12 protein-coding genes are annotated in these 14,402 nt (G+C 69.7%); 10 read left to right on the plus strand and 2 right to left on the minus strand.

The features are described from left to right. Positions 1 to 240: 240 nt before the first annotated feature. Complete coding sequence (locus tag NS2_RS09530; protein ID WP_143161311.1) at positions 241 to 684, plus strand: hypothetical protein; 444 nt, start codon at positions 241 to 243, stop codon at positions 682 to 684. Between the two features lie 27 nt (positions 685 to 711). Here the strand turns inward: NS2_RS09530 and NS2_RS09535 are convergent, their stop codons facing one another. Beyond that, complete coding sequence (locus NS2_RS09535; RefSeq protein WP_033087095.1) at positions 712 to 1,425, minus strand: FadR/GntR family transcriptional regulator; 714 nt, start codon at positions 1,423 to 1,425, stop codon at positions 712 to 714. Positions 1,426 to 1,567: 142 nt separating this feature from the next. Between NS2_RS09535 and NS2_RS09540 the strand changes: the two genes are divergently transcribed. The 7 genes from NS2_RS09540 to NS2_RS35915 all read left to right on the plus strand — a co-directional run bounded on the left by NS2_RS09540 (position 1,568) and on the right by NS2_RS35915 (position 12,189). Then, positions 1,568 to 2,965, plus strand: coding sequence for a GntP family permease (locus tag NS2_RS09540; RefSeq protein ID WP_045437636.1), 1,398 nt, complete (start codon positions 1,568 to 1,570; stop codon positions 2,963 to 2,965). 8 nt (positions 2,966 to 2,973) lie between these two features. Further along, a complete protein-coding gene (locus tag NS2_RS09545; RefSeq protein WP_033087048.1) occupies positions 2,974 to 3,507 on the plus strand; it encodes a gluconokinase in 534 nt (177 codons plus the stop codon). A gap of 47 nt (positions 3,508 to 3,554) precedes the next feature. Continuing rightward, positions 3,555 to 4,499, plus strand: a complete 945-nt coding sequence (locus NS2_RS09550; RefSeq protein WP_261772268.1) for an extracellular catalytic domain type 1 short-chain-length polyhydroxyalkanoate depolymerase — start codon at positions 3,555 to 3,557, stop codon at positions 4,497 to 4,499. A gap of 135 nt (positions 4,500 to 4,634) precedes the next feature. Beyond that, positions 4,635 to 8,519, plus strand: a complete 3,885-nt coding sequence (locus tag NS2_RS09555; RefSeq protein WP_033087046.1) for a Pls/PosA family non-ribosomal peptide synthetase — start codon at positions 4,635 to 4,637, stop codon at positions 8,517 to 8,519. Beyond that, a complete protein-coding gene (locus NS2_RS09560; RefSeq protein ID WP_033087045.1) occupies positions 8,519 to 9,874 on the plus strand; it encodes a M1 family metallopeptidase in 1,356 nt (451 codons plus the stop codon). The genes NS2_RS09555 and NS2_RS09560 overlap by 1 nt, the downstream gene beginning before the upstream one ends. A gap of 221 nt (positions 9,875 to 10,095) precedes the next feature. After that, complete coding sequence (locus NS2_RS09565; protein WP_033087044.1) at positions 10,096 to 11,787, plus strand: DEAD/DEAH box helicase; 1,692 nt, start codon at positions 10,096 to 10,098, stop codon at positions 11,785 to 11,787. A gap of 237 nt (positions 11,788 to 12,024) precedes the next feature. Next, the gene (locus tag NS2_RS35915; RefSeq protein ID WP_155239577.1) at positions 12,025 to 12,189 is read left to right on the plus strand and encodes a hypothetical protein; all 165 of its coding nucleotides are present in this window, start codon (positions 12,025 to 12,027) and stop codon (positions 12,187 to 12,189) included. A 3-nt stretch (positions 12,190 to 12,192) separates the two neighbouring features. Here NS2_RS35915 and NS2_RS09570 read toward each other — a convergent pair whose 3' ends face one another. After that, positions 12,193 to 13,068 carry a phytanoyl-CoA dioxygenase family protein gene (locus tag NS2_RS09570; protein ID WP_036547605.1) on the minus strand — a complete coding sequence of 292 codons (876 nt, stop codon included), beginning with the start codon at positions 13,066 to 13,068 and terminating at the stop codon, positions 12,193 to 12,195. A 44-nt stretch (positions 13,069 to 13,112) separates the two neighbouring features. Between NS2_RS09570 and NS2_RS09575 the strand changes: the two genes are divergently transcribed. Then, on the plus strand, positions 13,113 to 13,697 hold the full coding sequence (locus NS2_RS09575; RefSeq protein ID WP_033091753.1) for a TetR/AcrR family transcriptional regulator: 585 nt from the start codon (positions 13,113 to 13,115) through the stop codon (positions 13,695 to 13,697). A gap of 42 nt (positions 13,698 to 13,739) precedes the next feature. Continuing rightward, complete coding sequence (locus NS2_RS09580; protein WP_033091754.1) at positions 13,740 to 14,141, plus strand: nuclear transport factor 2 family protein; 402 nt, start codon at positions 13,740 to 13,742, stop codon at positions 14,139 to 14,141. Positions 14,142 to 14,402: the final 261 nt, after the last annotated feature.

Consider the following 14,402-nt stretch of genomic DNA (forward strand, 5'->3'; position numbering starts at 1 on the left):
CCCCGCGCTGGTCGGCGGGTTGTGCGCCGGTCGAGCGGCACGGTCCGCGAACGGGGAAGAGTCACAGGTGGTCCCGCGCTCGGGCGGGGCGCGCCGATCTCGGCGGTGGGGGGCTTGACGGTTCGATACCCTGGATACGGCACGACTTCCAGGCGCAACGGGGCGAGGGCGGCGGGGGCGGCTCGGGGCCGGGTGGCGGGGCGGGTGGTCGCGGGATTCGCTCGGGCGGAAGGACATCCGATGAGAGCAGCGCGACGGATAGTGGCGGGACTGGCGACAGCGATCGGGGTGGCGGCGGCCGTGTGCGGGGTCGGGACGACTCCCGCGCAGGCGGATTGGCTACCGCAGTGGGCACCGTTCGGGACCACGGTGTTCACCTTCGGGGACGCGAATTTCTGCGCGGGGTCGATTGCGGTCGGCCTGGATGCCGCACACGCGATGCCCGGACATGTCACCGCCTTCGTGACGCCGCTGGGATATCTCGGTGGGCCGTGCGGCAATCACATCGTGCTGGGCTGGCTGGGGTCGGCCGGGGGCGGGTCGCGCGATGTCTACGTGCACACCTCGACCGTGGGGCAGACACAGGTCGTGGATCTGTGGGTCGGAATGGGATTGGCCAAGCTGTTCGCCAACAGCTGGCCGCTGCAAGGACCTTGGGCGGAGTGGTACCTGATCGTGCCGTAACGCAGGGCCCGTGCCCGTGGCGCGGGACTATCGGGGCGGTTGCAAGCAGGCGATGGCGGTGGCGGATTCGGTGACGATCTCGCGCATGGCCGCCTCGGCGGCGGAGCCGTCACCGGATTGCACGGCGGCCGCCACGGCGGCGTGCAATTGCAGCGCCTGCGGATTCGCCTGGGTGGGCATGAGCTCGTGTTCGGTTCTGCCGGTGAGGACTTCGCGCACGATCGGGGCGAAGACCGCCAGCAGCGGGTTGCCCGAGGCCGCCAACAGGGTGGCATGGAAGGTGATGTCGTGGTCCAGATAGGCGGCGGTATTGGCCGCGCGGGCCGTCGCCGACATGCCCATGACGGCCGCGGTCAGGGTGGCGCACCGATCCGGTGACGCATTGGTGGCTGCCAGGCGCGCGGCCAGCGGTTCGATGCCCGAACGCAATTCGGCCAGCCGGGCCAGCTGGTCGAAGCGGTGCGGTCCCGCGAGCTGCCAGCGAATCAGCTTGGGGTCCAGGGCATGCCAGTGCGCGGGGTCCAGGACGGTGATCCCGGCGCGGCGGCGGATGTCGACCATGCCGAGGGATTCCAGCACGCGCACCACCTCGCGGGCGACGGTGCGCGAAACGGCGAAACGGGTCGCGATCTCCTCGGAGGAGATGCGCGCGCCGGGTGCGATCACGCCGGAGGCGATGTCGGAGCCGAGGCGATCGAGCACCGATTCGTGCAGTGGCAGTGATCCGGCGCTGTCGACCATGACCTCAGTGTCACACATCTGAGGCATATCTATCCGAGCGCTCGAGTGAATACATCGTACTTATTCGGCGTACGGCTTGATATAGTCCTCCATATTAGGTCCCTGTGCCCTGGATCACTCCACCTCGACTCGAAGAAGCATCATGCACAACCTCGAACCCACGGCCCTGCCCGTCCTGGCCGACGCGGCCACCCGGCACGCCGGTAGCGCCCAGCTCATCACGGCGGCCCTGATCGGCATCGCCCTCATCGTCGCCCTGATCACCTGGCTGAAACTGCATCCGTTCCTGGCGCTGGCCATCGGCGCGGTCACGGTCGGCCTGATCGCCCGCCTCGGCGCGGCCGACACCGTCGCCTCCTTCGTGAAGGGCTTCGGCTCGACCATGGGCAGCGTCGGCATTCTGATCGGCTTCGGCGCGATGTTCGGCAAACTGCTCGCCGACTCCGGCGGCGCGGATCAGGTGGTCGACACCCTCGTCCGCCGGGCCGGGCCGCGCGCACTGCCGTGGGTGATGGGCCTGGTGGGCGCGATCATCGGCCTGCCCATGTTCTTCGAAATCGGCGTGGTGCTGCTGATCCCGGTCATCCTGCTGGTCGCCACCCGCTCGCGACTGCCGCTGATGGCCGTGGCGATTCCGGCGCTGGCGGGCCTGTCGGCCATGCACGGCCTGGTACCGCCGCACCCGGGTCCGCTGGTGGCGGTGTCGGCGCTCAAGGCCGACCTGGGGCTCACGCTCGGGCTGGGCGTGCTGGTGGCGGTGCCGACGGTGATCCTGGCCGGTCCGCTCTTCGGCAAGCTGGCCGCCCGCTGGGTGAATGTGACGGTGCCAGAACTGTTCTCGGCCGAGGAGCCGGAGGACCAGCAGCGCCCGCGGCCGAGCTTCGCCGCCACCTTGGCGACCATCCTGCTACCGGTCGTGCTCATGCTCGGCAGCGCGGTGTTCGACGTGGTCTCCCCCAAGTCCGGGTCCTCGGTCAAAAAGCTGCTCGACGTGCTCGGTACCCCGGTCGTCGCGCTGGGTATCGCCCTGCTGGTCGGCATGCTGGTGCTCGGCCGCGGCGGTCGCATGACCCGAGAGTCATTGGCCGACACCATGAACAGCGCGCTGCCGCCCATCGCGGGCATTCTGCTGATCGTCGGCGCGGGCGGCGGCTTCAAGCAGGTTCTGGTCGACACCGGCATCGCCAACACCATTGCCGACGCCATCCGCGATTCCAGCCTGCCGGTGCTGCTGCTGGCCTGGTTCGTGGCCGCGCTGATCCGGGTGGCCACCGGCTCGGCGACCGTCGCGACCGTCACCGCCTCCGGCATTCTCGCGCCCGTGGCGGCCGGATTGAGCACCTCGCACGTCTCGCTCATGGTGCTGGCGATCGGGTCGGGCTCGCTGTTCCTCTCGCACGTCAATGACGCCGGGTTCTGGATGGTGAAGGAGTATCTCGGCCTGGACGTGGGACAGACGCTGAAATCGTGGAGCGTCATGGAATGCGTGATCTCGGTGGCCGGCCTGGCGGGCGTGCTCGCCCTGAGCGCGATCGTCTAGGAGCAGCGATGGAATCCACTGCGCCTCATATCGTGGTACTGATGGGCGTCTCCGGTTCCGGCAAATCCACGGTGGCGGGCATGCTGGTCAGCACCCTGGGCTGGGATCTGCTCGAAGGCGACGACCTGCACCCGCCCGCCAATATCGCCAAGATGGCGGCGGGGCACGCCCTCACCGACGCCGACCGGAAGCCCTGGCTCGAGGCCATCGCGCGGTGGATGTCGGACGAGGTGAGCGCGGGCCGTTCGGCCATCGTCACCTGTTCGGCCCTCAAACGCTCCTACCGTGACATCCTGCGCGGCAGTATGACCGGCTATCCGGAAGCGATCCTGACCTTCGTCCATCTCACCGGCTCCCGCGCCGACCTGCAACGCCGCCTCACGGCCCGGATGGATCACTTCATGCCGCCGGGCCTGCTGGACTCCCAGCTCGAAACCCTGGAGTCACCGGGACCCGACGAGCACATCATCGGCATCGAAATCGGCCCGCCCCCAAACGAAGTCGCCGCCGCCGCGCTGGCCGCTATCCGGGCTCACAGCTGACTCCAAGCTTCAGCTCAGCTTCAGGCTGCGTCTCTACGATCGCTCGCGTGTACGCACCGAGAATCGCCGCCGCGATCGCACTGTCCACCGTGTTCATGGCCGCCGGGTGCGGCCACCCCCAGGCCCGCGCCGCCGAGAACACCACAATGACCCTCGAATACGGTGGGCTGCAACGGCAATACATCATCCACTATCCCGCCCACCGACCCCAGGGCCTGATGCCCGCCGTGCTCGCCTTCCACGGCGGCGGCGGGACCGCCCGGAACATGGCCTCGGCCTTCGGTTTCGACAAGCTCGCCGACGACAACGGGTTCATCGCCGTCTACCCCGACGGCTACGAGAAGTCGTGGAACGACGGGCGCGGGGACGACACCAATGCCAGTGCCGCCCGGATCGACGACGTGGGTTTCGTTGCGGCCGTGATCGACCGGATCATCGCCGGTGACTCGGTGGACCCCGCCCGGGTCTACGCCACCGGCATGTCGAACGGAGCCATGTTCACCGAGACGCTGGGCTGCCGACTCTCGGGCAAGCGGGCCGCCATCGCCCCGGTCGCGGGACCGCTCCCGCAGACCGCCCAATCCGACTGCGCCCCAAGCCATCCCATGCCGGTGCTGGAAATGCACGGCACCTCCGACCCCATCGTCCCCTATGACGGCGGTGTCGTGCGGGTCACCTCCGGCCGGCACGGCCCGGGTGCGAGCCCGGTGCTCTCGGTCGACGCCACCCAGCAGCTGTGGCGCGCCAAGGACTCCTGCGACGCGGTGACCACTACCGCGCTCCCCCAGCGCGGCGAGGACGGGACCTCGGTGACCGTGCAGTCCTCCGACTGCGCCAACGGCACCAAGGTGCAGCTTTATTCGATTGCCGACGGCGGCCACACCTGGCCCGGCGGCTCCCAGTACCTCCCGCAGGCGCTGGTGGGCAAGGTCAGCCACCAGTTCGACGCGAGCGAGGTGATCTGGCAGTTCTTCGCACAGTTTCGTCAATAGGCCCAGGTGAACATCGGACAACCAGGACGTACCGGTACCGTGGACTGATGTCCGCCACGGAGTTTGCCTGCCGGTAACTCTCGTGTGAAACAACCGACGCACAAGGATGGTTCTACGAGAGGTGGGCACGAACTGATGCCGCAATCGCAGGCCGATACCGAGATCGACCCCAACCCGATGCTGCGGGCCGCACTCGCGCCCCCGGCCCGCACCCTGGTGGATATTCTCGCCGCGACCACCACGGCCCACCCCGACGCACCCGCCATCGACGACGGGGACGAGGAACTCACCTACGCCGAACTGAGCGCGGAGATCGCGGTGGCCGTCGAACGGCTGGCCGCGGCCGGGGTGCGGGCGGGCGACCGCGTCGGCGTGCGGATGCCGTCGGGAACACGCGGGCTCTACATCACGATTCTCGCGGTCCTGCACGCCGGGGCCGCCTACGTGCCGGTCGACGCCGACGACCCGGACGAGCGGGCGCGGCTGGTGTTCGGGGAGGCCCGCGTCTCGGCCATCGTCACCGCGGACGGCATCGAAACAATCGGCGCGGCAACCGAATCCGGGACCACGGCCGCGCCGACGCCCGCCGACGACGCCTGGATCATCTTCACCTCCGGCTCCACCGGAACACCGAAAGGCGTTGCGGTGACCCACCGCAACGCCGCCGCCTTCGTCGACGCCGAGGCGCGGCTGTTCCTTCGGGACGCCCCGATCGGTCCCGGCGACCGGGTGCTGGCCGGGCTGTCGGTCGCTTTCGACGCCTCGTGCGAGGAGATGTGGCTGGCCTGGCGGCACGGCGCCTGCCTGGTGCCCGCCCCGCGCGCCCTGGTCCGCACGGGTGCGGATCTGGGCCCGTGGCTGGTGCGCCGCGAGATCAGCATCGTGTCCACGGTGCCGACGCTGGCCGCCACCTGGCCGGTCGAGGCCCTGGAACCGGTGCGGCTGCTCATCTTCGGCGGCGAGGCGGTCCCGCCCGAGCTGGCCGAACGGCTTGCCGGGAACCGGGATTCCGAACGCGAGGTCTGGAACACCTACGGCCCCACCGAGGCCACCGTGGTGGCGTGTGCGGCGCTGCTGGACGGCGGCTTCCCCATCCGCATCGGCCTGCCCCTGGACGGCTGGGATCTGACGGTGATCGACGCGGCCGGAAATCCGGTGGGCGAGGGCGAATCCGGTGAGCTGGTGATCGGCGGCGTCGGCCTGGCCCGGTATCTGGACCCGGCCAAGGACGCCGAGAAGTACGCGCCCCTGCCCTCGGTCGGCTGGGAACGCGCCTACCGCAGTGGCGATCTGGTGCGCAACGACCGCGAGGGCCTGGTCTTCCTGGGCCGCGCCGACGACCAGATCAAGCTCGGCGGCCGCCGCATCGAGCTGGGCGAGATCGACAACGCGCTCCAGCATCTGCCGGGCGTGACGGCCGCCGCGGCCGCCATCCGTTCCACCAAGGCGGGCAACAAGATCCTGGTCGGCTATCTCACCGGCCCGGACGCCGACTACGACCTGACCGCCGCGAGAAACATTCTCGCCGAACAGCTCCCGGCCCCGCTGGTCCCGCGTCTGGCCGTGGTCGCGGACATGCCCACCCGCACCTCCGGCAAGGTCGACCGCGACGCGCTGCCGTGGCCACTGCCCAAGGCGAGCGCCACCACCGCCGACAGCGGCCTCACCGACACCGAACAGTGGGTCGCCGGCCTGTGGGATTCGATTCTCGGCGCGGAGGTCAGCGATCCGAACGCCGACTTCTTCGATCTGGGCGGCGGCTCGCTGGCGGCGGCCCAGCTGGTCGCGGCGCTGCGTGAGCGGCAGCCGCGGATCGCCGTGGCCGACCTCTACGACCAGCCGCGCCTGGGCGCGCTGGCCGCGTTCCTGGACGGTCTCGCACCCGTCGCCGCGGTCGAGCAGCGGCACGTGCGCCCGGTTCCGCTGTCCGCCCAGCTGTTCCAGGTGCTGGCCACCATCCCGCTCACCACCCTCACCGGCCTGCAATGGCTGACCTGGCTGGCCATCGTCGGCAATATCGCGGCCTGGTCGGGCTCGCTGCCGTGGCTGCCGCACCTGTCGTGGTGGTGGACCCTCGCCGCCTTCCTGCTGTTCATCTCCCCGCCCGGCCGAATGGCGCTGTGCGTGGCCGGTTCCCGCATCCTGCTGCGCGGCGTGAAACCCGGGACGCACCCGCGCGGCGGGTGGGTGCACCTGCGGTTGTGGATGGCCGTGCGGCTGTCGGAGGCCAGCGGCGCCGAGAACCTCTCCGGCGCACCGTGGATGGTCCCGTTCGCGCGGGCCCTGGGCGCGCGCGTCGGCAAGGGCGTGGACCTGCACACGCTGCCGCCGGTGACCGGCCTGCTCGAGCTCGGCGACGGGTGCAGCGTCGAACCCGAGGTGGACCTGTCCGGGTATTGGATCGACGGCGATGTCGTGCACATCGGCCCGATCCAGATCGGCCCCGGCGCGGTGGTCGGCGCGCGCTCGATGCTGCTGCCCGGCACCAGGATCGGCCGCAATGCCGAGATCGCGCCCGGATCGGCGGTGGCTGGCAAGGTGAAGGCCGAGCAGGAGTGGGCGGGCTCGCCCGCGGTGAAAGTCGGTCGGGCCCGGCACCGCTGGCCCGACGAGACCCCGGCGCGCGCCGCGCACTGGGTGGCGATCTTCGGCGTCACCTCCATGCTGCTGGCCGCGGTGCCGATCCTCGCACTGGGCTCCGGCGGCCTGCTCATCGCCTGGTGGATTCGCGACACCCGGACCCTGGCAAGCGGATTCGGCCGGGCCTTCGCCATCCTGCCGGTGGCCATGCTGCTGGTGCTGGGCGTGTACGCGGTGGTCACCATCGTGGCCGTGCGGCTGCTCGCCATCGGCCTGACCGAGGGTTATCACCCCGTGCGCAGCCGCGCCGGCTGGCAGGCCTGGGCCACCGAACGCCTCCTCGACGCCGCGCGCACCTTCCTGTTCCCGCTCTACGCCAGCCTGCTCACCCCGGTGTGGCTGCGGCTGCTCGGCGCGAAAGTCGGCAAGCGCGTGGAGGTCTCGACGGTGCTGCTGCTGCCCAAGTTCACCGTCGTCTCCGACGGCGCGTTCCTGGCCGACGACACCATGGTCGCCAGTTACGAATTGGGCGGCGGCTGGCTGCGCATCGGCGAGGCCAAGGTCGGCAAGCGCGCCTTCCTCGGCAACTCCGGCATGACCGCGCCCGGCCGCCGCGTCCCCAAATATGGCCTGGTCGCGGTGCTCTCGGCCGCGCCGTCCAAGGCCAAGGCGGGCTCCTCCTGGCTGGGCAGCCCGCCCATCCGCCTGCGCCGCGCCGCCGAAACCGCCGACACCGCACGCACCTTCGACCCGCCGCCGCGGCTGCGCCTGGCCCGCGCGGTGGTCGAGACCTGCCGCCTGATCCCGGTTCTGGTGACCTTCGCCATCGGACTCGGGGTGCTGTTCGCCCTCGCCGCCCTCGCCGACACTCTCGGCCACCTGCCCGCCGCACTGCTCAGCGGGCTGGTGCTGATCGCCGCGGGCGCGCTCGCCGGAGCCTCCTCGGTCATCGCGAAATGGCTGCTGGTGGGCCGGATCCGGCAGGAGGAGCATCCGCTGTGGAGCTCGTTCGTGTGGCGCAACGAGGTCGCCGACACCTTCGTCGAGCACGTGGCCGCGCCCTGGTTCGCGCGCGCCGCGACCGGTACGCCCGTACTGAACGTCTGGCTGCGCGGACTCGGCGCCAAGATCGGCCGCGGGGTATGGTGCGAGTCCTATTGGCTCCCGGAGGCAGACCTGGTGACACTCGGTGACGGCGCGACCGTGGAACGCGGCTGTGTCGTGCAGACACACCTGTTCCACGACCGAATCATGGCCATGGACACCGTGACCCTGGGCGAGGGCGCGACGCTGGGACCGCACTGTGTGGCCCTGCCCGCCTCCGCCATCGGCGCGGGCGCGACCATCGGCCCGGCCTCGCTGGTCATGCGCGGCGACAGCGTGCCGCCGTCCACCCGCTGGTGGGGCAACCCCATCGCACCCTGGGGCGAGGGACGCTGATGCCGCTGCGCCTGGACGAACCCATCGACGACTACCTGCCGCAGAACGGGAACCGCGGCTACCGGGTCTCGCGCTACGAGCTGGAACTGGTCTACAAGATGTCGAGCAACCGGCTCGCCGGGCACGCCGAGATCACCGCGGTGACCATCGGGGCCCGGGATCGGTTCGCGCTGGACCTGTCTCAGGCGCTGTCGGTGTCGAAGGTGTTCGTCAATGGTGCCAAGCCCGCCAAATACGTGCATCAGCGCGGAAAATTGGTGATCACGCCGCGGCAGAAGATTCCGGCCGGGGCTGCGCTGGTGCTGTCGGTGCACTACGCGGGCCCGCCCAAGCCGGTGCGCGGGCCGTGGGGCGAGGTCGGCTGGGAGGAGCTCACCGACGGCGCGCTGGTGGCCAGCCAGCCCAATGGCGCGGCCTCCTGGTTCCCGTGTGACGATCATCCCAGTTCCAAAGCCAGCTACCGGATTTCGATCACCACCGACTCGCCCTACTACGCGGTCGCCAACGGCACGCTCATGCGCAAGCAGACCAAGGCGAGTCAGACCACCTGGGTGTACGAGCAGCCCGAACCGATGTCGAGCTACCTGGCCACCATCCAGATCGGGCAGTACCGCAAGCAGCGCCTGGACGCCCCGCGCGGCGCGGTGCCCATGCAGGCCGTCATCCCGCCGCGGCTGCGGGCCGCGTTCGAGCACGATTTCGCCAGGCAGCCGCGGATGATGGAGGTCTTCTCCGAGCTGTTCGGCCCCTACCCGTTCGAGGCGTACACGGTGGTGGTCACCGATGATGACCTCGAGATTCCCATTGAGGCCCAGGGCATCTCGGTCTTCGGCGCGAACCACTGCGACGGGCGGCGCGGGCACGAACGGCTGGTGGCGCACGAGCTGGCGCACCAGTGGTTCGGCAACAGCCTGACCATCCGGCAGTGGCGCGACATCTGGCTACACGAGGGCTTCGCCTGCTACGCGGAATGGATCTGGTCCGAGGCCGCGGACGGGCCGAGCGCCGACCAGCTGGCCCGCACCGCGCACCGCAATCTGTCCCGGCTACCGCAGGACCTGCTGCTGGCCGATCCCGGCCCGGAGCACATGTTCGACGACCGCGTGTACAAGCGCGGAGCCCTCACCCTGCACGCCCTGCGCCTGACCATCGGCGACGCCGCCTTCTTCGACCTGCTGCGCACCTGGACCGCGCGGTATCGGCACGCCTCCATCACCACGGGCGAATTCACCGATCTGGCCGGGCATTACAACCCGCTGCCGCTGCAATCGCTGTGGGACTCCTGGCTGTATGCCCGGTCACTCCCGGCACTGCCCACCCTCCCCGCGTACGGACCGCAAACCTCCACCGGGTAGACTTCGGGCGAACACAGAAGTTGATCATGGATGTGACACGGTCACATCAAGCGTCGTAGATCGCTACCACTCCTGAGCAGCCCCCACTGCGCGGCAAGCTTTCCTTACGGCGATCGATTTTGCCCATCGGCAATCTCGCCACCCCCTGTGCCCCCGGCGCGGACTCCTGTCCGCAGCACGGCTCGGGCACCGCCCGATGCCCGAAAGGCGCTGCACAACCGATGAATACGACCTCCTTCGCCGCGCTCGGCGTGCGCGCTCCGCTGGTGCGCGCCCTCACCGCTGCGGGAATCACCGAAGCGTTCCCGATCCAGGCCGACACCCTGCCCGACTCGCTCGCCGGGCGCGATGTGCTGGGCCGCGGCCGCACCGGTAGCGGCAAGACCCTCGCCTTCTCCATCCCGATGGTGGACCGCCTCGGTGGCGGCCTGGCGGGCAAGCGCGCCCCCAATCGCCCCGTGGGCCTGGTGCTCGCGCCGACCCGCGAACTCGCCACCCAGATCGCGGCGGCCATCGAGCCCCTGGCCGCGGCCTGCTCGATGACGGTGACCACCATCTTCGGCGGCGTCTCCCAGCACCGTCAGGTGCAGGCGCTCAAGCGCGGCGTCGATATCGTGATCGCCTGCCCCGGGCGGCTCGAGGATCTGATGAAGCAGGGGCTGATCAGCCTGGACGCGGTCGAGATCACCGTCATCGACGAGGCCGACCACATGGCCGACCTCGGCTTCCTGCCCGGCGTGACCCGGATCCTGGCGGCCACCCCCGAACACGGTCAGCGCCTGCTGTTCTCCGCGACCCTGGACAACGGCGTCAACAAGCTGGTCAAGCGGTTCCTGCCGAACGCGGTGCTGCACTCGGTCGACGAGGCCAACTCGCCCGTCGCGGCCATGACCCACCATGTGTTCGAGGTCCCCACCAACGAGGCCAAGCGCGCGGTCGTGCACCGCCTGGCGTCGGGCTCCGAACGCCGAATCCTGTTCACCCGCACCAAGCATCAGGCCCGCAAGCTCGCCAAGCAGCTCACCGTCGCAGGCATCCCCGCCGTCGATCTGCACGGCAACCTGGCCCAGCCCGCCCGCGACCGCAACCTGGCCACCTTCGCCTCCGGCGCGGCCAAGGTGCTGGTCGCCACCGACGTGGCCGCGCGCGGCGTGCACGTGGACGGCGTCGAGCTGGTGGTCCACGTGGATCCGCCCGCCGAGCACAAGGCCTACCTGCACCGTTCCGGGCGCACCGCCCGCGCGGGCAATGCCGGTGACGTCATCACCCTGGTCCTGCCCGACCAGCGCGGCGACCTCGCCGCCCTGATGCGCAAGGCCCAGATCAAGTTCACCCCGCAGTCGGTCACCCCCGACTCGCCCGCCGTCGCCCAGTTGGTCGGCGTCGCGGCGCCGCTGGTGCCGGTCAGCGAGTCGGCCCCGAACCGTCCGGCAGCCCCGGCCCGCGGCCGCAAGGTCAGCGCTGGCGAAGGCCGGACCGCGTCCGGCGGACCGCGCTCGAGCCGCGCCAAGCAGGGTGCGGCCGCGGCGCGCCGCGGCGAGGGTGGCTCCGCGCCGCGCGGCAGGCGGCGGACCGACGCGGTGCGCGAGGCCGAGGACCGGGCTCCCGGCCGCTCGAACCCGCGAAAGGCCGAGGGCCCCACCGCAGGTCGCGGCAAATCCACCGCCCGCGCGAACTCCACTGCCCGCGCGAACTCCGGCACCGGTGGCCAGCCCAAGGCCCGGACGTCGGAGGGTTCCGCCCAGGGCCGCGAGTCCCGCAGCGGCAACGCCAATGCCACCGGCCGCCAGCGCGCCGAGCACGGTTCCGGTTCGGCTCGCCAGGGCCGGGGCGCGGCCCCGGCCGGGAGCACCGGTGGCCTCGCGGGCTTCTCGCGTTCCGGTGGCGGCCCGCGCCGCCGCCGCAACGGCTAGCCACTCCCGCGGACTCCGTGCCGGACGTAACCACGTCCGGCACGGCCGTTTCCGGCGCACGCCCGCTCCCACAGCCCGGCGCGCCCGAGCGCGGGGACCGCCGAAGAATGGGACAATTGCCCATATCCACCCGTGGTGGAGTTTTCTACAGTTAATTCAAAGCAAGCAGCTGCCCGCTCCACGTTTTGGATTTTCGACGGTCGTCTCGGACGCCTTCACAGGGTCAGGAGAGAAGAAATGAAAACTCACCAGCCACTCAATCAGCGGGCCATCGTCAAGTTCGAACACCTCGAGGATCGCTACAAGGTCTCGGTCACACCGATCGACCGGCTCAGCTGGCGTGTGGGATACGCGCCCACCATGAAAGCCGCCGTCGAACTCGCCCACGAGCTCGCCAACTGACCACTACAGAGGCTGAGAACCGGGCTCGAGTAGACGCTTGGGATGCATACCGTCGACCTGCCCGATGAATGGCGGATGGATGCTGTAGCCGAGCATTCGGCGAATATCCTCGGAGACCGCGCGCACGGTATCGCGGGTCATGGAGAGCGTGAACGCCTCCTGCGGACGCAGCCAGGGTTCGCAATACTGTGCGGTTAGCGCGAGACGTGAATCAGCGGAACGATTCGCACCACCGCCATGCCATAGTGTGCCGACGAAGAATACGCAGCTACCGGCTCGCATTACAACGGGTTCGCGTGTCTCCGCACCCGGGAGCCGATCGTCCCAGAGGTGGCTGCCGGGGATGATGTCCGTCGCGCCGTTCTCGGCAGTGAAGTCGTCGATGGCCCAGATGGTGGCCGCCCCCAGTGCTTTTCGCGGGCGGGGCAGCGGGTAGAACCCATCGTCGGTGTGCAGCATCTGTGCGTCGGTGTGCAGCATCTGTGCGTCCTCGCCGGGGAGGATATTGATCACCTGCAGCATCGACAGCAGGTAGTTCGGCATGAACAGCCGGTCCAGCAGGGCCAGCACTCGGGGATGGTCGGCGATCCGGTCGCAGGAGCGGGTCTTGTTCAGCACGCTGTAGATCCGCTGGGTCGAGTGTCCCTCGAAGTTGTTGCGCCCCTTGAGGTCCAGCAGCGGACCGACCTCCCGACGAATCGCCTCCAGCTCCCCCTCCGACAGCAGGTCCTCCAGGATCACAAATCCATCCCGCGCCACCGCCGCCAGATCCGCCTCCACCACGGCCGGATCCACCTCGGCGCCACTGCTCTCGGTGCGCCGGTAGGTCCCCGCCAGGTCTCCGTTCAGATCCCGCAGCGATGTCACTTTCCCGCTCATCCCGCCATCCTCCATACATAACTGAGTTCTGTTATTGTTCGACAGTGGCACGCGCACCGATCGGACGTCAACAACTTCTCGATGCCGCCCGCGACGAGTTGGTCCACGCCGGCGGCACGCTCGAACTGAGCGCCCTGACCCGCCGCACCGGACTCAGCACCGGGGCGCTGTACCACCATTTCGGCTCCAAAGTCGGCCTGCTGGCCGCGATCTGGGACGATTTCTACGAGGGCCTCAGCCGAGCCATCGCCGACGACCACCTCCCCACCGCCGACTGGGCGACCCGCGAACGCACCCGCACCCACCGCTTCGTCGTCTACCACTTCGACCACCCGCTGGCCGCACTCCTGCTGAACCGCGCCGCCCCCGACCCCGGTCTCACCGAGGTGGAGTCCAACTACATCCGCAACCTCGCCGACGCCGCCGCCACCAATATCCGCCGCGGCCAAGCCACCGGCGAGGTCCCCGCCGACCTCGACCCCGACAGCGCGGGCGCTTTCGTCATCGGCGGCCTGCGCGACGGCATCGCCCAGCAACTCCGCACCCATCCGCGCCCCAGCGCCGACCTGACCACCGATCGCCTGTGGCGGCTCACCGCCGCCGCGCTGTCCCTCCCGCCATCCGCGTAAAACCACTGGCCATCGACACCGCACCCCGCAAGACTGCGACGCATGTCGATCTCCACCGCCGACCGGCTGGCCATTCACGAATTGCTTTCCCTGCACGGACATCTCAGCGATGCCGGTGCCTTCGACCGATTCCACGAGGTCTTCACCGACGACATCGCCTACGACCTGACCGCCTACGGCGCAGGCATCGTGACCGGCGGAGACATCCTGCGCGACATGGCACTCCAACTCGGCGACAACAACCCACTGGGCCACCACGTCACCAACATCGTCCTTACACCCACGACTTCCGATGCCGTCGAGGCGCTCTCGAAGGGCCTCGCGGTCGACGTCGACGGCACCACCGGGACAGTCACCTATGCCGACACCGTCATTCGCACCACCGAGGGTTGGCGAATCAGTCGCCGCAGCGTGATTCCACGCCATAAACCGATCACCCCGTAGATACTTCGTGCGCGGAGTCTGGCCTGCGATTCCTGTCGCTGCCTGGTCGGCGACGGACCCGACCAGTGAAATACGGTCGTCATGCCCCGGGTTCGGAACACCCAGGCCGGATCGGATGGATCGCACCGGTCTAGATGGGACCTCACGCAGACCCCACGCGTGAACGACCGCCACCACGCGGCAGAACTGATCGCGGCCTCGCCGGCCAGGATCCGGGAGCGCTCACGCCGAACGGCGTGCTGGTGGTCACGCCCTAGTACT

It is taken from the genome of Nocardia seriolae NBRC 15557, from assembly GCF_007990715.1.
In the GTDB taxonomy this organism is placed as follows: Bacteria; Actinomycetota; Actinomycetes; order Mycobacteriales; family Mycobacteriaceae; genus Nocardia; species Nocardia seriolae.